Below are 15,709 nucleotides of genomic sequence, written 5' to 3'. Positions count from 1 at the left end.
GTCAGGCACGCGGGAGTTTCAGGAGCTATCGGCCCCGACCGGGCACCGGGAGGCCGAGCCACCCGCCACCGTGGTGGTGCCCGCCGCTGCGCTTCACTTCCGCGAGCAGCGGGTAGCGTTCCCGCACCGATGCCTCCACCCGGTCATGCAGCGTCGACGCGGCCGCGGGGCAGTCCTCGCAGGCGCCGCCGAAGTTGAGTTCCAGCGTCGTGGCCGTCGCCTCGGCGACTGTGATGTGGCCGCCGTGGCTCGACACGTAGCTGGCCAGCTCACCCTCCAGCACCTCGCGCGCCAGCATTCCCAGCAGTTCCCCGGAACCCTCGGTGACCTCCCAGCCGTCGAGGTCGACGGCGGCCGCCACCGCGTCGCGGATCCGCGGGCCGTGCTCGGTCCAGGTGCGGTCCCCGGCCAACCACGTCCAGACCCCGCGTCGTTCCACCATCACCTTGGTCAGGACGCCGTACTCGAGCAGCGGGCCGAGGGTGCCGGGCGCGTGCAGGACCTGTCCGACGGGGAGGTCGGCGTCGGTGACCCAGCGCACAGCGCGTGGTTCCCCCGGGATCGACTGTGGATGGATGGCGCGCGTCATGTGAGTACTCCCACGATCTGATGGGCCAGGAAGGCCATGAGCCATGCGGTGAGGCCCAGGTAGCCGAAGGCGATGAGCGGCCACCGCCAGGTGCCGGTCTCGCGACGCATCACGGCCAGCGTGGACATGCACTGCAGCGCGTAGACGAAGAACACCAGCAGCGCGGCGATGGTGGGAGGCGTGAAGACCTCCTCACCCTCGCGCGGCCCGTCCTGGTGCCGCATTTCCGCCAACGCTCTGGCCGGGTTCTCGGGATCCGAGGCGGACGCCACCTGGCCGAGCGTCGCGACGAAGACCTCGCGCGCGGCCAGCGACGAGATCACGCCCACGTTCACGCGCCAGTCGAAGCCCAGCGGCTCGAACACCGGCTGCACCGCGCGGCCGAGGCCGGCGGCCACCGAATGGTCCAGCGTGTAGGCGGTCACGGCCACCTCGTCGGCCGGGTCCACCCCTGCCGCCACCAGGTCGTCAGCCGAGCGCATCGGCAGGCTCAACAGCGCCCAGAGGACCACCGTCGTGACCAGGATGATCGACGTGACCTTCCGCAGGAACGCCTTGCAGGCATCCCACACCGAGATCAGCACCGTCTTGAGCTTCGGCAGCCGGTAGGACGGCATCTCCATGTAGAACGGCAACCCCACGCCAGAGCGCCCGACGACCCGCTTCCAGAACCACGCCGACGTCATGGCCGACGCGGCCCCCAGCACGTAGAGGCCGAACATGATGGCGCCCTGTGCCCGCACCGGGCCCCAGCCCAGCTCGGGCGGCACGAGCATCCCGATCAGCAGCACATAGACGGGCAGCCGGGCGGAGCAGGTCATCAGCGGAGCGGCCATCATGGTGGCCAGCCGGTCCTTGGCCGACGGCAGCGTGCGCGTGGCCATGATGCCCGGGATGGCGCAGGCCAGCGACGAGAGGAGCGCGACGAACGCGCGGCCCTCCAGGCCCGCCGTCGACATCACGCGGTCCATCAGGTAGGCGGCGCGCGACAGGTAGCCGGAACCCTCGAGCAACGAGATGAGGATGAAGAGCAGAGCGATCTGCGGCAGGAACACCAGCACGCCGCCCACACCGGCCAGCAGCGCGTCGGCGGTGAAGGAGGCCAACCAGCCCACCGGGATGGCGCCGCGCGCCCAGTCGCCGAGCCACGCGAACGCCGCCTCGATCCAGCCCTGCAGGGGGGCGGCCACCACGAAGATGGTCTGGAAGAACACGAACATGGTGAGGAAGAAGATGAGGCTGCCCCAGAGGGGGTGCAGCAGCACGCGGTCGAACCTGGCGGTGCGCGAATCCGGATCCGGCGCGGCGAAGTGCGCCGCGGTGAGGACGGACTGCGTCCAGCCGACCACGGCCTCGGGTTCCGTGGGAGGCACCAGCATCGGCGCGGGCCACTGGGCGGGCGCGGCGAGGATCTGGCGGAGAGCCTCAACCCCGCGTCGCTCACCCGCCACCACGGGCAGCACCGTGAGCCCGAGGGCCCGGGACAGGGCCTCAGGGTCGACCTTGCCGCCGCGGCGCAGCAACTCGTCGACGAACGTGAGCACGATCGTGGTGGGCAGGCCGGCCTGCTGCACCTGGGCGACGAAACCGAGCCCCCGCCTCAGGTTCGTCGCGTCGACGACGACGAGCAGCCCGGCCAGCGTGCCCGCCTCCTCCAGGACGGCGGCGACGATCTCCTCGTCAGGGCTGATGGGATCGAGCGAGTAGGTGCCGGGGAGGTCCTCGACCACCACCGGCCCGGTGGTGGTCTCGACCAGGCCTTCGTACCTCGCGACGGTGACGCCGGGGTAGTTGCCCGTCTTGGCCCGCAGGCCCGTGAGGCCGTTGAAGAGCGTGGTCTTGCCGGCGTTGGGGCTCCCGACGAGCGCCACCCGCGGGAGCACCTCCCCGGTCGCCGAAGGCAGCGGCGTGGCCGAAGGGCCTCCGTGATGGTGTGCGTGGCTCACGCCGCGACCAGGATGCGGCTCGCCTGCGCCCTGCGCAACACGATCTCCACCCCGCCCACCCGGAACATCAGCGGGCCGCCCAGCGGCGCCTGGCGCAGCCGCACGACACTCTCCCCCGGCGTGAAACCCAGGTCGAACAGGCGGCGCACCACCACGTCGTCGTCATCGAAGCCGACGACGGTGCGCACCTCGCCCAGCGGTATGGAGTCGAGGGTGCACGTTGACTTGGCGGCGAACGCCCGCGCTGTGGTGCATCGCCGAGCGGCGAACAGTTCCACGAGACTCATGCGCATTAAGTTAGCACCGCCTTACCTAATTGCCCGGTGGGGGGGTCGGTTAGCGGCACCTCCGGCGACGCCGGAAGCAACGCTGCCCCCACGGGCTGTCGGGCAGACTGTGGGCATGGCCGTGTCACGTCTCTCTGAAGCCAACCGCATCGTCATCCTCTCCGGCGCAGGGCTGTCCACCGCCGCCGGCATCCCGGATTTCCGCGGCCCCGAGGGCCTCTGGACCCGGGACCCCTACGCCGAACTGGTGTCCACCCTCTCCTGGTACCTCAGCGACGAGGACGTCCGGAAGGCCGCGTGGCGCCGCCGCGCCATGCCCGAAGCTTGGAGCGCCCGGCCCACGAAGGCGCATGACGCCATCGTCGACCTGGAGAAGCAGGGGCGCTTGCGGGCGATCATCACGCAGAACACCGACGGCCTCCACCAGCTGGCCGGCTCCAGCCCGGAGCTGGTGCACGAGGTCCACGGCAGCATGCGCACCTGGCGCTGCGAGATGTGCGGGAAGACCGGACCGATGGAGGAGATGGTCGCCCGCGTCAACGCCGGCGACCCGGATCCCCGCTGCCCGGAGTGCGGCGGCATCACCCGCGCCACCGTCATCCTCTTCGAGGAGGTCCTGGAGCCCGACGTCATGGAGGCCTCGCTGCAGGCGGTCGAAGACTGCGACGCCATCGTCGCCGTGGGCACGTCGCTCGGCGTCTACCCCGTGGCTGGGCTGTTCCCCACCGCCATCTCCCACGGCGCGTACGGCGTGATCGTCAACGCCTCCGAGACCCCCATGGACGACCTCGCACACCAGGTCGTCCGGGGCCGGCTCGACGACGTCCTGCCCGATCTGCTGACCACCGAGCCCTGAACCCCGACGCGTATTAGGGTTGCTCAATCACTCTGACCCGAAGGGGGCCTGAGATGGCGCAGCAGGCGGAGGTCACCGTCGAACTGGTTCTGCGAGCCGTCGAACAGGTGCCGAGGGGGTCCGTCGTGTCGTACGGCGACATCGCGGAACTCGTCGGCACCTCCGCCCGCAGGGTCGGCACCATCATGGCCACCCGCGGCGGCGAGGTGAGCTGGTGGCGGGTCACCAACCGCGACGGCGAACTCCCCGTCCACCTGATGCCACTGGCGCGCAAACAGTGGGCCCGTGAGGGGATCAGCAGCGAGCCCCACCGCTGCCGCATCGACCGGCACCGGGCAGACCTCATGCAGTTGGCCTGCGCCTACGCAGACGCGGCGGCCGAACTCATCGTCTGATCCCCCCTCACCGTCCCATCCGGGGGCGGAGCGCGCGTGGGATGATGGGCGCATGCTGATTCCGCTGGACGTCCAGCTGCTTGAGACCGAGGGAGCGGTGCCTCTCTGGCCGCTCATCCTGCTGGGCGCGGCGGCGGTTCTGGTGATCTTCTTCATCATCGTGGAGCTCGCGCGCATCCTGCGGCGCCGGCCCCCCGTCGATGATCCACGGCAGGATGCCGACGATGCGTCGCCCGAAGATCGCTCATAGCTCACCCCCGCGTGCGGCCTTTCACCGAGTTGTCGGGGAGAATGGACGAAGGTCTGATCAGTACCGGCCTGCCAGGAGGGGCGATGTTCAACTCTGAGACACCAGTCACCGCGGGGATGACGCAGGCATCCGTCCGCACGGGCAACCTCGCGCTCGTGCTGGGCGAAGTGCTGGCGAACAGCGGAGCCGTCTCCCGCGCCGACATCGCCGGCCGGTTGGGGATGACGCGCTCCACGGTGTCCAGGCTGGTTGACGACCTCATCATCGGCGAACTCGTCAAGGAGGGCGAGGCCGTCGGTGGAGCACGGGGTCGCCCGGCCGTCCCTTTGATGATCCGCCCCGGCACTGTCTTCGCCCTCGGCCTGGAGGTCAACGTCGAGCGCATGGTCGCCACCCTCGTGGACCTGACCGGTGAGGTGCGCGCTGAGCGCTACATCGACATCGACGTGGAATCGTTCAGCGTCGAGGAAGGCATGGCCCGGCTCTCCGACATCGCCAGGGAGACCCTCAAGGACGTGCCGGAAGGCGCCCGGGTCTCCGGTGCGCTCCTGGCCATCCCGGGCCTCGTCGACAGGGAGGGCCAACGCGTGCTGCGCGCCCCCAACCTGGCGTGGGAGGGTGTCGAGCCCGCTCTCCACTGGGACGTGGAGCTCGCGGGCACCAGGCTGGGGCTCACCGTGCGCAACGACGTGGACTGCTCGGCGCTCACCGTGCTGCGGGAGAACCCGGGGTCGTCGTTCCTCTACGTCACCGGAGAAGTGGGCATCGGCGCGTCCATCTCGCTCGATGGTCAATTGATGAGCGGCCGGCACGGCTGGGCCAGCGAGCTCGGCCACATCTGCGTGGATCCCGACGGCGCACTCTGCGGCTGCGGCGCCCGCGGGTGCCTCGAGACGGTGGCCGGCGCCCATGCTGTGTCCAGCCTGGCCGGGCAGCCGGACATCGACGGCGTGGTGGCTGCGCTGGAGGCCGGTGACGCCAAGGCGCAGGCGGCCATCGACACGCTCGCGTCGGCCTTGGGCATCGCCATCGGCGCGGCCCTGAACCTGCTCGACCTCAGCACCGTGCGGTTGGGCGGACATCTCGCCAGCGTCAGCGAGTGGCTCCGGGAGCCGCTCCAGCGTGAGCTCACCACGCGCGTGCTGTGGGCACCGCACTCGGGCATCGAGCTGGAACTGGTGGACCACACGCCACGTCGCGCTGCGATGGGCGCGGGTCTGGCCGCACTCGGCCCGGTGGTCAGCGGCCCCGCGGCCTGGGTGGACCCGCTCCTGGAGCGCTAATCCAGCCGGCACGCAGCCGTGCCGCCGGGCAACCGGTAGCGGTTGCGCGCCACGATCGCGTACACCTTCTGCGCCAGCCAGCGGACACCTGGGAGGCGCAGTACGCGCCCCACCAGCGGCCAGGGAAACCTCGACTCGCGGAACACGACGGCGACCGCGTCGCTGCCCACGTGCGCGCTGCCGTCGGTATCCACGACGTGAAGACTCTCCGCACACTTATCCACAGTGAGGTTGTGGACAGCCAGGTCCACGCGCTGAAAAGCGGTCACAGTGACCTGCGCGCGGAACCACGGCGTCTGCGTTGCGAGGGCCGATGTGGTACAGAAGCCGCAGTCCTCGTCGTACAGGACCAGAGGCTGCGTCAGCCGAGGGTTGTCCACGGAGTTATCCCCAGGCTGTGGTGACTCGTTCCGGTGCTCATCCATGCTTGTCCTGCCCTGTTTGAGTACGAGCTCGGGAGGGTATCCACTGTACGTGGCGAGGGGTCTGTGGATAAGCCCCGCGTCAGTTGTCCCGAGGGCTGCCCTCGGGGTCCTCGCGCACGTCACTGAGCGTGTCGTCGGCCTTCGTCGCGCCTTCGGACGCCTCATCGGGCGCCACCTCGCCGGCGGAGTTGTCCCCCGGGTTGTCCACAGGCTCTTCACGGTCGTCGATGGCGCGATTGTGCGCCCACAGCCACAGGCCCACGCCGATGAGGATCATCGGCAGGGAGAGCCACTGGCCCATGCTCAGACCGAGCCCGAGGAGGCCCAGCTGCGCATCCGGCTCGCGCCAGAACTCGGCGATGAAGCGGAAGAGGCCATAGCCGGCGAGGAAGGCGGCCGTGACTTGGCCGCGGAAGCGCGGCCTGCGGGCGTAGAACCACAGCAGGATGAAGAGGAGGACGCCTTCGAGGAGCATCTGGTAGAGCATCGACGGGTGCCTGGGCACGTCTCCTCCGGTGGGGAAGATCATGGCCCACGGCAGCGACTCGGGTGCCGGCCGGCCCCAGAGTTCGCCGTTGATGAAGTTGCCGAAACGCCCCGCCGCGAGGCCGATGGGCACCGACGGCGCGAGGAAGTCGCCCACCTGGAGGAAGGGCCGCTTCTTGCGCCACGCGTACCAGGCCAACCCTAGGACGACGCCGATCGCGCCGCCGTGGAAGCTCATGCCGCCGTCCCAGACCCGGATGATCTCCAGCGGGTTCTGCAGGTGGTAGCCATTGGTGTAGAAGAGGGAGTAGCCCAGCCGGCCGCCCACGATGACACCGATGATCGACGCGAGGAGGATGTCCTCGATGTCGGCCGACGACCACGGCTGGGGCTTCGTGATGGAGCGGTAGGGCTCGTGCGCCAGACGACGCCGCATCAACCCGTACGCCATGCCGAACGCCAGCAGATACATGATCGCGTACCAATGGATCTTGAGGCCGAAGACGTTGAGGGCCACGGGATCGAAATCCGGGAACGTCAGCACGAGTGGGTTCACGCCCCAAGCTTCCCATACCGGCCAAGATCAGTCCGCCTCGTGGGATCGGCCCCGAGGCCGGGATGGCGTGCCCACACGGGGCGGTCCGCGCCCGGGGGAACCTCCGCCCTCGTGCGCGCGAGAAATGTCGGAGGCGAGCGGCAGAGTAGTTCACATGAACGAATTGATCACCGATACCGGCATCTCAGACCTGCTGCTGATCTTCTCCGTCACATCGCATCTCATCGCGATGCGTCCTGAGCTGGACGGCCAGATCGCCGTCGACGATGACCGGCCACGGTTGTCGTTCCTGACGCCCAGGGGCGCCGTCGTCGTCGCGAAGAGCGAATGCACCCGCGGCGGTACGTGGACCGTCAGCGGCCCTGGCATCGGCGTGAAGTCTCCCCGCCCGTCACCGGCGGAGTTGTCCGCGGCAGCCCTCGTGTCCTACGAACGCGCCAGGAGCGGCGCACCGCGAGCGGCCTGATCGGGGCTCAGAGGGCGCCGACGGCCTTGAAGGTGCTGTCGAGCGCGGAGCGCACGGGCTGAGCCTGACGCATCGCGATGCCACCCAGCAGGAAGTCGATGACACTCAGCTGAGCGATCCGGCTGGCCATCGCACCCAGGCGGAAGGCCGGCTCCTTGGATCGGTACGTGAGCACGGTGTCGGCGAGCAGACCCAACGGAGACTGGTCGTCGCTGGTGATCGCAACCACCTTCACGCCCCGAGAAGAAGCCATCCGGAGCGGCTCCACCACGTCTGCGGTGTGGCCGGTGTGCGAGATGCCCACCACGACGTCGCCGCGGCCACGCAATGCCAGGGCGGTCACCGCCGCGTGCCTGTCTGGCTGCACCCAGGCGTTGTAGCCGAATCGCTGCAGCTTGTGCACCAGGTCAGCCCCGATCAGCCCGCTCCCGGCGATACCCACGACGTCGATCTTCTCAGCGCTGGAAAGAGTGCGGACGGCCGCCTTGAGCGCGTTGAGGTCCAGCGCGGAGAGCGTCTCTTCGATTGAGTTGGCGTGGGCGTGGGCCACCTTCGAAGCAATATCGGACAAGGAATCGTCCTCGCCGACGATGCCGGCGGTCATGGGCCGGCCGGTGCGGCCGGCCTCAGCGCCGGCAGCCATCGCCAGACCGACACGGAGCTGGGGGTAACCGGCCAGGCCCACGCGCTTGGAGAAGCGGACGACGGTGGGTGCGGACACACCACAGCGTTCGGCGAGGGCGGAGATCGACTCCCGCGCCACGGCGGCCGGATTCGTCAGCACCGCCTCAGCGACACGTCGTTCGGCGGGGCGCAGATTGGGCAACATTGTCTCAATCCGTGCCACCAGCCCAGAGGGGGAGTTCACGTCGGGGGAAGGCATGGCGCAATAGTAACCCTCAAGGGCATATGTCAAGTACATACCGAGCTGGGCGCGCCTGACAGGATTTACCGCCGGCCCACCACATTTCAACGCTCTGCAACGGCCTCCGCGGCCCCTGGGAGGCCTCCGTTCAGGCCAAGTACCTAGTCATCACCACCAGCAAGACTGGCACCCGGATATGAAACTTCTTGTGACGACTCGCGGGCCCGCTGAGAAAGATGAGCCTCCTTACTTAGACGCTCCTGGTATGCCAAACTGAAGTTCGTCAGGGCGAAGATACAAGTTTGTTAACATCGCAGCATGTCCGTGTCGACTCTCTCGACGAGCAATCAGAACTACCTCAAGGCCATCTGGAGCCTGGGCGAATGGTCTGATGACCCCGTCACCACGTCTGCCGTAGCGGCTCGCGTCGGCGTGCGGATGTCCACGGCCTCCGACGCGGTGCGTCGGCTCGGCGAACTCGGGCTGGTCGAGCACACTCCCTACGGGTCGATGTCGCTGACCGACGAGGGTCGCATGCATGCCGTGGCCATGGTCAGGCGACACCGTCTCATAGAGACGTTCCTCGTCGAAGTGCTCGACTACCGGTGGGACCAGGTGCACGAGGAGGCAGACCACCTCGAGCACGCCGTCTCGGATTTCATGGTGGAACGCATGGCGGAGCACCTCGGCCACCCGGACCGTGACCCGCACGGGGACCCCATCCCCAACGCCGACGGCAGCATCCTCCAACTGGACGCCGTGACCCTCACCGACCTCGGCACCGGTCGCCCCGCCCGGGTGGAGCGGATCTCCGACGACGACCCCGCCCTGCTGCAGTTCTTCGCCGAGCACGGCATCGGGGTGGGCTCCGTGCTGGAAGCCAAGCCGGGCCTCCCGTATTCGGGCGGCATCGAGATCATCGTCGACAGCGCCGAAGAGACGCTTACTCTCGGCCGGGCCGCGACGGATTCCGTCTGGGTCAAGCCATAGGTCAACCGACCAGCCCGACCTGCATCGCCAGCAGGGCCACGTTGAGCGCGACGATGGCCCCAGCCACCAACCACCCTGCAGCCGTCAGGGCCGTCGTATTGCGGTACGCGCCCATGAGTTCCCTGCGCGAGGTGAGCCACACCAGCGGCACCACGGCGAAGGGGATCCCGAAGGACAGCACCACCTGGCTCAGCACCAGCGCCGCCGTGGGATCGACACCTGCCGCCAGCACCAGAACCGCCGGGATCATGGTCAGTAGCCGACGGGTGAGGAGGCTGAGCCTGGTGCGGAACAGGCCGCCGAGGATGTCGCTTCCGGCGTACGAGCCCACCGCCGTCGAGGCCAACCCAGAGGCCAGGAGCGCGATGGCGAACATGAAACCGGCAGTGGCCCCCAGCGCGTTCTGGATAGCGAGGTGCGCGCCCTCCAGGCTGTCGGTGCCGGGGACGCCCGGCAGCACGGTCGCGGCCACCAGGAGCATCACCAGATTGACCGAACCGGCGATGCTCAGCGCGATGGTGACGTCGAGGCGGGTGGCGCGGATCAGGCGGCGTGCGGGGATCTCGGTGTGGGCGAACCGGTCACGCGCCAGCGACGAGTGCGCGTAGATCGCGTGCGGCATGACGGTGGCGCCCATGATGCTGGCGGCCAGCAGGACCGACTCCGTACCGTCGAACCTCGGCAACAGCCCACCGGCGACATCCGCAGGCTCGGGAGGTGCGATCACCAACCCGTAGCAGAAGCCGATCACGATGATGGCCATCAGAGAGATGATGCTGAACTCGAAGGCCTTCGCCCCGCGTTCCGACTGGACGAGGAGGAGCACCGTCGAGACCGCTCCGGTGATGATGGCTCCGGCCACCAGTGGGATGTCGAAGAGGATCCAGAGCGCCACTGCCCCACCGATGATCTCCGCGATGTCGGTGGCCACGGCGACGAACTGCGCCTGGGCGCCGTAGAGGAGCCTGCCGGTGCGGGTGCCCATCCGCTCGCCGAGCAGTTCGGCCATGCTGCGGCCTGTCGCGAGCCCGAGTTTCGCCGACATGTACTGCACCAGCCACGCGGCGACATTGGCCACCACCAGGACCCACACGAGCAGGTACCCGAATTGGGCGCCGGCCGACATGTTGACGGCGACGTTGCCGGGGTCGAGGTAGGCCACACCCGCGACGAGCGCCGGGCCGAGCAGCCACGCGCCCTTGGGCGGCCTCGTCGGCGCGACGGTGGCGCCCACCTTCTCATCAACCTCAGCACTCATGCGTTCTCCCGAATGAATAAGTTCGCCTACCCGAAGTTTAGGGCATGGATGCGCTGAATGTGGGGGTCGGCCGCGCGCTCGGCCGAACGGTCCGGCGACGTGGCGCTGCGGAGGGCCGCCGTACCCGGATATCGCACGGCAATGGACCGTGACGGCGACGGGGTAGCCAGCGAGAAGCGACTGCTAAAGCCGTAGTCACCCTGCGAAACCCTAGCCTCGACACGCGTCGATTTGCATCGCTGCCGAGGGGCGGCCGTACTCTTCTCTCATGGTCGCGCTGCCGCCCTCTCCAGAGCCATTGACCGGGCGGTTCGTCCGCCTTGAGCCGTTCACAGAATCCGACGCCGACGAGCTGGCCACCCTCCTGCTCGACCCGGCCCTCTACACAAACGGATACATCATGTATCACACCCCGTCGACCCACGATGAAGCGGTCGAGCGGGTCTGGACGTGGTGGGCCAACCGCACCCGCTCGGGCAGCGCAGACCGCCTCAGCTACGCCGTCCGGCTGACCGGCGACGGCGGGCTGGGCACGCCGGGAACCCTCGTGGGCACCACCTCCCTGGGTCCGTTCGACACCGGCAACCAGGCGACCTTCCTCGGCTTCACCATCTACGGCCGCCGCTGGTGGGGTGCTCCGGTGAACCCCGAGGGCAAGTACCTCTTGCTGCGCCAAGCGTTCGAGGTCCTCGGCTACAGCCGCGTCCAGATCCAAACCGACGTGCGCAACGTCCGTAGCCAGGCCGCGATCGAGAAGCTGGGGGCCGTGCGTGAGGGCGTGCTGCGTCGGCACAAGGTGCGCGCCGATGGCAGCTCCAGGGATTCGGTCTTCTACTCGATCATCACCGAGGACTGGCCGCACGTGAAGGCAGGCCTTGAGGCCCGCCTCGGCGGCTGGACCCCCGTCCTCGATGCCCACGGCACCAGCGACCTCCCGGCCCTCCCGGCCGCAGCGGAAACCGACGAAGTGCGCAATGCGCTGGTCAACCTCACCGCCCAGCTCACCGTGCTCCAGCAGGCCCATGAGTCATTGGGGCTCCAATCCTGATGGCGTCCGGTGTAGCGTTTTTCCATGGTCGCGACACCCCCTGAGCCCAAAACGTTGAGCGGCCGGCTCGTCCGCTTGGAGCCGTTCCGCGCCTCAGACGCAGACGAGTTGGCCGAACTCGTGCTTGATCCGCGCCTGCACGAGCATGGTTTCGTCATGTACCCGCCGCCCAGGAGCTACGCCGAGGCCCTCCGGCGGGTCTGGTCCGCATGGGCCGCGACACCCGCCGCACATGCGTCCCGCGTGACATGGGTGGTGCGCCTCACGGTCGACGGCGACCTCGGCCCGGCGGGAACGCTCGTCGGCGCCTCGTCACTGGGAGAGGCCGAGCCGGAGAATGAGGCGGTGCATCTCGGCTGGACGGTCTACGGCCGCCGCTGGTGGGGCTCCCTGGTCAACGCGGAGACGAAGTACCTGCTCCTCAGGGAGGCGTTCGAGAACCTGGGGTTCGGCCGGGTGCGGCTCCAGACCGACGCCCTCAACCTCCGCAGCCAGGCGGCCATCGAGAAGCTGGGCGCGACGAAGGAGGGAGTGCTGAGGCGACACAAGGTGCGCGCCGACGGCACCTTCCGCGACACCGTCGTCTATTCCATCCTCCGCGACGAGTGGCCGGCGGTGAAGGCCGGGTTGGAGAAGCGACTGAGCGCCTAGCTCGCGGCCCAGATCGGGGTCAAGGGATGACAGGGCTAGAGTCGCAGTCAGCACGATCGCTGAAGGGAATCACCCATGCACACCACGCACCTCGGCCGCTCCGGTCTCCAGGTCTCACGTCTCGTCCTCGGCACCATGAACTTCGGGCCCCACACGTCCGAGGAGGACGCGCACGCCATCATGGACCGCGCTCTCGACGCAGGCGTCAACTTCTTCGACACCGCCAACGGCTACGGCGGCAAGGGTCACCGCGGACGCACCGAGGAGATCGTCGGGCGCTGGTTCAAGAAGTCCGGCCGCCGCGACGAGGTGATCCTCGCCACCAAGTGCTACGGCTCCACCCTGGACGAGGACCGGCCCAACTTCTCCAAGCTCTCGGCGGTGAACGTCCGGCGTTCGGCGATCGCGTCGCTCCAGCGCCTGCAGACGGACCACATCGACCTCTACCAGATGCACCACGTGGACCGCGCCACGTCCTGGGAGGAGATCTGGCAGTCCATGGACCGTCTGGTGGCAGCGGGCGACATCGTCTACGTCGGGTCCTCGAACTTCGCCGGCTGGCACATCGCGGCCGCGGTCGAGGCCGCGAAGGCGCGCCACAGCCTGGGCCTGGTGAGCGAGCAGTCCCTCTACAACCTGGCCGCGCGCACCGTCGAGCTCGAGGTGTTGCCCGCCGCCCGGCACTACGGTCTGGGCGTCATCCCGTGGTCGCCGCTCGGGGGCGGCCTGCTGGGCGGTGTCCTGCAGAAGATCGAATCCGGCCGCCGCGCCGACGAGCAGATGCTGCGGCGCGTCGAGGAGAAGCGAGAGCAGTTGGAGGCGTGGGAGTCGTTCTGCCGCGAGTTGGGCGAGCAGCCGGCCGACGTGGCCCTCGCGTGGCTGCTGCACCAGGACGGCGTCACGGGCCCGATCATCGGCCCCCGCACCATGGAGCAGCTCGACGGCGCACTCCACGCCCTGGACATCAGCCTGGACGAGTCCGCACTGGCACGCCTCGACGAGATCTTCCCCGGGCCCGGCGGACCGGCACCGGAGGCCTACGCCTGGTGACCGGCCGGGAAGAGGAGAGCGCCCGGCTGCAGGACGCCCCGCGGTCTGATGAGGTGTTCCAGGTCCTCGCCGACCGGTATCACGTGGCGCCCATGCCGGTGCTCGAGGCACGCGACCTGGTGGACACCAGCCACCCCCTCGGGGAACCCAAACGGTTCCTGCGGGTCCAGCTGCCGCCGGACATGACCTACCGCACGGGCGACCACCTCGCCCTCCTCCCCCGCAACCCCGAGGCCCTGGTCAGGCGCGTGGCCGCCCGCCTCGGCCTGGAGCTGACGCACACCGTCACGCTGGAGAAGGGGCGACGGGGGCTTCCCGTCGGCGTCCCGCTGACGGTGCATCAACTCCTCACCGAATTTGTCGAGCTGCGCTTCCCGCCCAGCGCCATCAGCGTCGCGAAGCTCGCCGACCACGCGTCAGACGACGGGGAGCGGCACCAGCTCGCTGCTCTCGCGGCCCTGGGCCGCGAGGAGTTCCGCGAGCAGGTCACCGAGCGGAAGCGCGCCGTGCTGGACCTCCTCGAGGAGTTCCCCTCATGCGCCCTCACCCTCGACGGGTACCTGGACCTCGTGCGCCCCATCCGGCTCCGCAGCTACTCGATCTCCAGCTCTCCCCTGGACCGGCCGCACGAGGCTGAACTGCTGGTCTCCTTCCTGGACGAACCGCATCGCGCGGGCCTCGGCACCTACACCGGGGTGGCCTCCGCCTTCCTCTGGGGCGTGGAGGCCGGCGACGTGCTCCACGCCAGGACGGTCTCCTGCCAGGAGGCCTTCCGGCTGCCCGACGACCCGTCGATCCCCGTCATCCTGATCAGCGCCGGCACCGGGCTGGCCCCGTTCCGCGCCGCCATCGCGGATCGCCGGCATGCCCCGGGCGGCACCCTGCTGTGTTACTTCGGCTGCCGGCACCCGGACGTCGATTTCCTCCACCGCGAGGAGTTGGAGGCGGCTGACGCGGCCGGCGTGATCAGCCTGCGTCCCGTCTTCTCCCGCGCGGCCGAGGACGGCGTGCGGTACGTCCAGCACCGGATCGCGCGCGAGGGCGACGAGGTGTGGCGGCTGCTCGAGCAGGGCGCGCACGTGCGGGTCTGCGGCGACGGCCGATACATGGCCCCCGACGTGCGCGCCGGCTTCCGGCAGCTGTTCCGGGACCACACCTGCGGGTCCGAGGAGGACGCCGAGGCGTGGCTGCACGAGGTGATGATCAGCGGCCGCTACGTCGAGGACGTCTGGGCCGGATGAAGAACCCTCTTCCGCGGTCAGCGAAGGGCGGCCACGTCGGCGCCCCGTCGGCGGCTGTGCCAAGGTGGAGGCATGCAGAAGTCAACATTGGGTAAGACCGGCCGCGACATCGGTGTCGTCGGCCAGGGGTGCTGGCAGTTCGGTGGCGACTGGGGCGACGTCGGCGACGACGCGGCCATGGCCGTCCTCCACACGGCGGCCGACGAGGGCGTCACCTTCTTCGATACCGCCGACGTCTACGGCGACGGCCACAGCGAGGAACTCGTCGGCCGGTTCCTGAAGGAGCGCACCGACGACTCGATCATGGTCGCGACGAAGCTCGGCCGCCGCGCCGATCCGCACGTACCCGAGTCGTTCACCCGCGAGAACCTGCGCGCCTGGAACGACCGCTCCCGGGCGCTCCTCGGGCTGGACACCATCGACCTTGCGCAGCTGCACTGCCCCCCGACGCCCGTCTATTCCGACGACCGGGTCTTCGACGTGCTCGACGAGATGGTCGAGGAGGGGCGGATCCGCAATTACGGCGTGTCCGTCGAAACGGTCGACGAGGCGATGACGGCCCTCACCCGCCCAGGCGTGGCGAGCATCCAGATCATCCTCAACGTCTTCCGCCGCAAGCCACTGGAAAAGGTCCTGCCCGCGGCGATGGAGGCCGGCGTCGGCATCATCGCCAGGGTCCCGCTCGCCAGCGGCCTGCTGACCGGCAGGTTCACCGAATCCACCACCTTCGCGCCGCAGGACCACCGGACGTACAACCGGCACGGCGAATCCTTCGACCAGGGCGAGACGTTCAGCGGCGTGCCCTACGACGTCGGGGTCGCGGCCGCCCGCGAGTTCGTGTCGCTCGTGCCGCAGGGCGTCACCCCGGCCCAGCTCGCGCTGCGCTGGATCATCGACCAGCCCGGCGTCTCCGTGGTGATTCCCGGCGCCAGCCGGCCGGACCAGGCGAGGGCCAATGCCGCCGCCGGCTCCCTGCTGCCCCTGACCCGGGAACAGCTCGACGCCTGCGAACGGATCTACGACGAGTACATCAGGAGCCACGTCCACGACCGCTGGTGACGGCGTGC

General features: G+C 69.1%; 19 protein-coding genes. 12 read left to right on the top strand and 7 right to left on the bottom strand.

Going from position 1 to position 15,709, the window contains the following annotated elements; genetic code table 11:
- Positions 1-25 precede the first annotated feature (25 nt).
- The 3 genes from ACZK4S_RS11910 to ACZK4S_RS11900 form a co-directional block, all read right to left on the bottom strand.
- Positions 26-589, bottom strand: a complete 564-nt coding sequence (locus ACZK4S_RS11910; protein ID WP_463644405.1) for a NifU family protein — start codon at positions 587-589, stop codon at positions 26-28.
- The gene (gene feoB / locus ACZK4S_RS11905; RefSeq protein WP_463644444.1) at positions 586-2,460 is read right to left on the bottom strand and encodes a ferrous iron transporter B; all 1,875 of its coding nucleotides are present in this window, start codon (positions 2,458-2,460) and stop codon (positions 586-588) included. Before feoB ends, ACZK4S_RS11910 begins: the two co-directional genes overlap by 4 nt.
- 71 nt (positions 2,461-2,531) lie before the next feature.
- Positions 2,532-2,822 carry a FeoA family protein gene (locus tag ACZK4S_RS11900; RefSeq protein WP_083665666.1) on the bottom strand — a complete coding sequence of 97 codons (291 nt, stop codon included), beginning with the start codon at positions 2,820-2,822 and terminating at the stop codon, positions 2,532-2,534.
- 115 nt (positions 2,823-2,937) lie between these two features.
- Between ACZK4S_RS11900 and ACZK4S_RS11895 the strand changes: the two genes are divergently transcribed.
- From ACZK4S_RS11895 to ACZK4S_RS11880, 4 genes are all read left to right on the top strand, one after another.
- A complete protein-coding gene (locus tag ACZK4S_RS11895; protein ID WP_463644404.1) occupies positions 2,938-3,678 on the top strand; it encodes an SIR2 family NAD-dependent protein deacylase in 741 nt (246 codons plus the stop codon).
- Between the two features lie 53 nt (positions 3,679-3,731).
- Positions 3,732-4,073 (top strand): MGMT family protein, encoded by a 342-nt coding sequence (locus ACZK4S_RS11890; protein WP_076063592.1) that lies wholly within the window; start codon positions 3,732-3,734, stop codon positions 4,071-4,073.
- A 52-nt stretch (positions 4,074-4,125) separates the two neighbouring features.
- Positions 4,126-4,323 (top strand): hypothetical protein, encoded by a 198-nt coding sequence (locus ACZK4S_RS11885; RefSeq protein WP_076063595.1) that lies wholly within the window; start codon positions 4,126-4,128, stop codon positions 4,321-4,323.
- Between the two features lie 83 nt (positions 4,324-4,406).
- The gene (locus ACZK4S_RS11880; RefSeq protein WP_158069088.1) at positions 4,407-5,606 is read left to right on the top strand and encodes an ROK family transcriptional regulator; all 1,200 of its coding nucleotides are present in this window, start codon (positions 4,407-4,409) and stop codon (positions 5,604-5,606) included.
- Here ACZK4S_RS11880 and ACZK4S_RS11875 read toward each other — a convergent pair.
- Positions 5,603-5,986 (bottom strand): thiol-disulfide oxidoreductase DCC family protein, encoded by a 384-nt coding sequence (locus tag ACZK4S_RS11875; RefSeq protein WP_463644403.1) that lies wholly within the window; start codon positions 5,984-5,986, stop codon positions 5,603-5,605. The genes ACZK4S_RS11880 and ACZK4S_RS11875 overlap by 4 nt on opposite strands.
- A 124-nt stretch (positions 5,987-6,110) precedes the next feature.
- The gene (lgt, locus tag ACZK4S_RS11870; RefSeq protein ID WP_463644402.1) at positions 6,111-7,073 is read right to left on the bottom strand and encodes a prolipoprotein diacylglyceryl transferase; all 963 of its coding nucleotides are present in this window, start codon (positions 7,071-7,073) and stop codon (positions 6,111-6,113) included.
- 154 nt (positions 7,074-7,227) lie between these two features.
- Here lgt and ACZK4S_RS11865 point away from each other — a divergent pair, with 154 nt between their 5' ends.
- Positions 7,228-7,539 carry a hypothetical protein gene (locus ACZK4S_RS11865; RefSeq protein ID WP_076063597.1) on the top strand — a complete coding sequence of 104 codons (312 nt, stop codon included), beginning with the start codon at positions 7,228-7,230 and terminating at the stop codon, positions 7,537-7,539.
- A 7-nt stretch (positions 7,540-7,546) separates the two neighbouring features.
- On the opposite strand, the gene ACZK4S_RS11860 is transcribed toward ACZK4S_RS11865, so the two are convergent.
- Positions 7,547-8,422, bottom strand: a complete 876-nt coding sequence (locus ACZK4S_RS11860; RefSeq protein ID WP_076063599.1) for a MurR/RpiR family transcriptional regulator — start codon at positions 8,420-8,422, stop codon at positions 7,547-7,549.
- 300 nt (positions 8,423-8,722) lie between these two features.
- On the opposite strand from ACZK4S_RS11860, the gene ACZK4S_RS11855 reads away from it, so the two are divergent.
- Positions 8,723-9,394: a metal-dependent transcriptional regulator gene (locus tag ACZK4S_RS11855; protein ID WP_463644401.1), complete on the top strand. Its 672-nt coding sequence runs from the start codon at positions 8,723-8,725 to the stop codon at positions 9,392-9,394.
- Position 9,395: 1 nt separating this feature from the next.
- Here ACZK4S_RS11855 and ACZK4S_RS11850 read toward each other — a convergent pair whose 3' ends face one another.
- Positions 9,396-10,652, bottom strand: a complete 1,257-nt coding sequence (locus ACZK4S_RS11850) for an Nramp family divalent metal transporter (RefSeq protein WP_463644400.1) — start codon at positions 10,650-10,652, stop codon at positions 9,396-9,398.
- 57 nt (positions 10,653-10,709) lie between these two features.
- On the opposite strand from ACZK4S_RS11850, the gene ACZK4S_RS11845 reads away from it, so the two are divergent.
- From ACZK4S_RS11845 to ACZK4S_RS11820, 6 genes are all read left to right on the top strand, one after another.
- Positions 10,710-10,847, top strand: coding sequence for an excalibur calcium-binding domain-containing protein (locus tag ACZK4S_RS11845; RefSeq protein WP_463644399.1), 138 nt, complete (start codon positions 10,710-10,712; stop codon positions 10,845-10,847).
- 73 nt (positions 10,848-10,920) lie between these two features.
- Entirely contained in the window at positions 10,921-11,700 is a 780-nt protein-coding gene (locus ACZK4S_RS11840; protein ID WP_463644398.1) for a GNAT family N-acetyltransferase, read from the top strand.
- Positions 11,701-11,724: 24 nt separating this feature from the next.
- On the top strand, positions 11,725-12,351 hold the full coding sequence (locus ACZK4S_RS11835) for a GNAT family N-acetyltransferase (protein ID WP_076063608.1): 627 nt from the start codon (positions 11,725-11,727) through the stop codon (positions 12,349-12,351).
- A 75-nt stretch (positions 12,352-12,426) separates the two neighbouring features.
- A complete protein-coding gene (locus ACZK4S_RS11830) occupies positions 12,427-13,401 on the top strand; it encodes an aldo/keto reductase (RefSeq protein WP_463644397.1) in 975 nt (324 codons plus the stop codon).
- Positions 13,398-14,642, top strand: coding sequence for a ferredoxin reductase domain-containing protein (locus ACZK4S_RS11825; protein WP_463644396.1), 1,245 nt, complete (start codon positions 13,398-13,400; stop codon positions 14,640-14,642). The genes ACZK4S_RS11830 and ACZK4S_RS11825 overlap by 4 nt, the downstream gene beginning before the upstream one ends.
- A gap of 72 nt (positions 14,643-14,714) precedes the next feature.
- A complete protein-coding gene (locus ACZK4S_RS11820) occupies positions 14,715-15,701 on the top strand; it encodes an aldo/keto reductase (protein ID WP_463644395.1) in 987 nt (328 codons plus the stop codon).
- Positions 15,702-15,709: the final 8 nt, after the last annotated feature.

It is taken from the genome of Tessaracoccus zhenghani, from assembly GCF_055326325.1.
Note: the sequence above shows the minus strand (reverse complement) of the source record. Positions and strands in the feature narration are given on the sequence as shown.

What these genes read in the sequence shown, in the direction of transcription:
- ACZK4S_RS11885 (WP_076063595.1), top strand. Translation starts at nt 4,126, where the DNA reads ATGCTGATTCCGCTGGACGTCCAGCTGCTTGAGACCGAGGGAGCGGTG.
- ACZK4S_RS11850 (WP_463644400.1), bottom strand. Translation starts at nt 10,652, where the DNA reads ATGAGTGCTGAGGTTGATGAGAAGGTGGGCGCCACCGTCGCGCCGACG.
- ACZK4S_RS11845 (WP_463644399.1), top strand. Translation starts at nt 10,710, where the DNA reads ATGTGGGGGTCGGCCGCGCGCTCGGCCGAACGGTCCGGCGACGTGGCG.
- ACZK4S_RS11865 (WP_076063597.1), top strand. Translation starts at nt 7,228, where the DNA reads ATGAACGAATTGATCACCGATACCGGCATCTCAGACCTGCTGCTGATC.
- ACZK4S_RS11820 (WP_463644395.1), top strand. Translation starts at nt 14,715, where the DNA reads ATGCAGAAGTCAACATTGGGTAAGACCGGCCGCGACATCGGTGTCGTC.
- ACZK4S_RS11835 (WP_076063608.1), top strand. Translation starts at nt 11,725, where the DNA reads ATGGTCGCGACACCCCCTGAGCCCAAAACGTTGAGCGGCCGGCTCGTC.
- ACZK4S_RS11840 (WP_463644398.1), top strand. Translation starts at nt 10,921, where the DNA reads ATGGTCGCGCTGCCGCCCTCTCCAGAGCCATTGACCGGGCGGTTCGTC.
- ACZK4S_RS11900 (WP_083665666.1), bottom strand. Translation starts at nt 2,822, where the DNA reads ATGAGTCTCGTGGAACTGTTCGCCGCTCGGCGATGCACCACAGCGCGG.
- ACZK4S_RS11895 (WP_463644404.1), top strand. Translation starts at nt 2,938, where the DNA reads ATGGCCGTGTCACGTCTCTCTGAAGCCAACCGCATCGTCATCCTCTCC.
- ACZK4S_RS11855 (WP_463644401.1), top strand. Translation starts at nt 8,723, where the DNA reads ATGTCCGTGTCGACTCTCTCGACGAGCAATCAGAACTACCTCAAGGCC.
- ACZK4S_RS11890 (WP_076063592.1), top strand. Translation starts at nt 3,732, where the DNA reads ATGGCGCAGCAGGCGGAGGTCACCGTCGAACTGGTTCTGCGAGCCGTC.
- ACZK4S_RS11910 (WP_463644405.1), bottom strand. Translation starts at nt 589, where the DNA reads ATGACGCGCGCCATCCATCCACAGTCGATCCCGGGGGAACCACGCGCT.
- ACZK4S_RS11830 (WP_463644397.1), top strand. Translation starts at nt 12,427, where the DNA reads ATGCACACCACGCACCTCGGCCGCTCCGGTCTCCAGGTCTCACGTCTC.
- ACZK4S_RS11880 (WP_158069088.1), top strand. Translation starts at nt 4,407, where the DNA reads ATGTTCAACTCTGAGACACCAGTCACCGCGGGGATGACGCAGGCATCC.
- ACZK4S_RS11860 (WP_076063599.1), bottom strand. Translation starts at nt 8,422, where the DNA reads ATGCCTTCCCCCGACGTGAACTCCCCCTCTGGGCTGGTGGCACGGATT.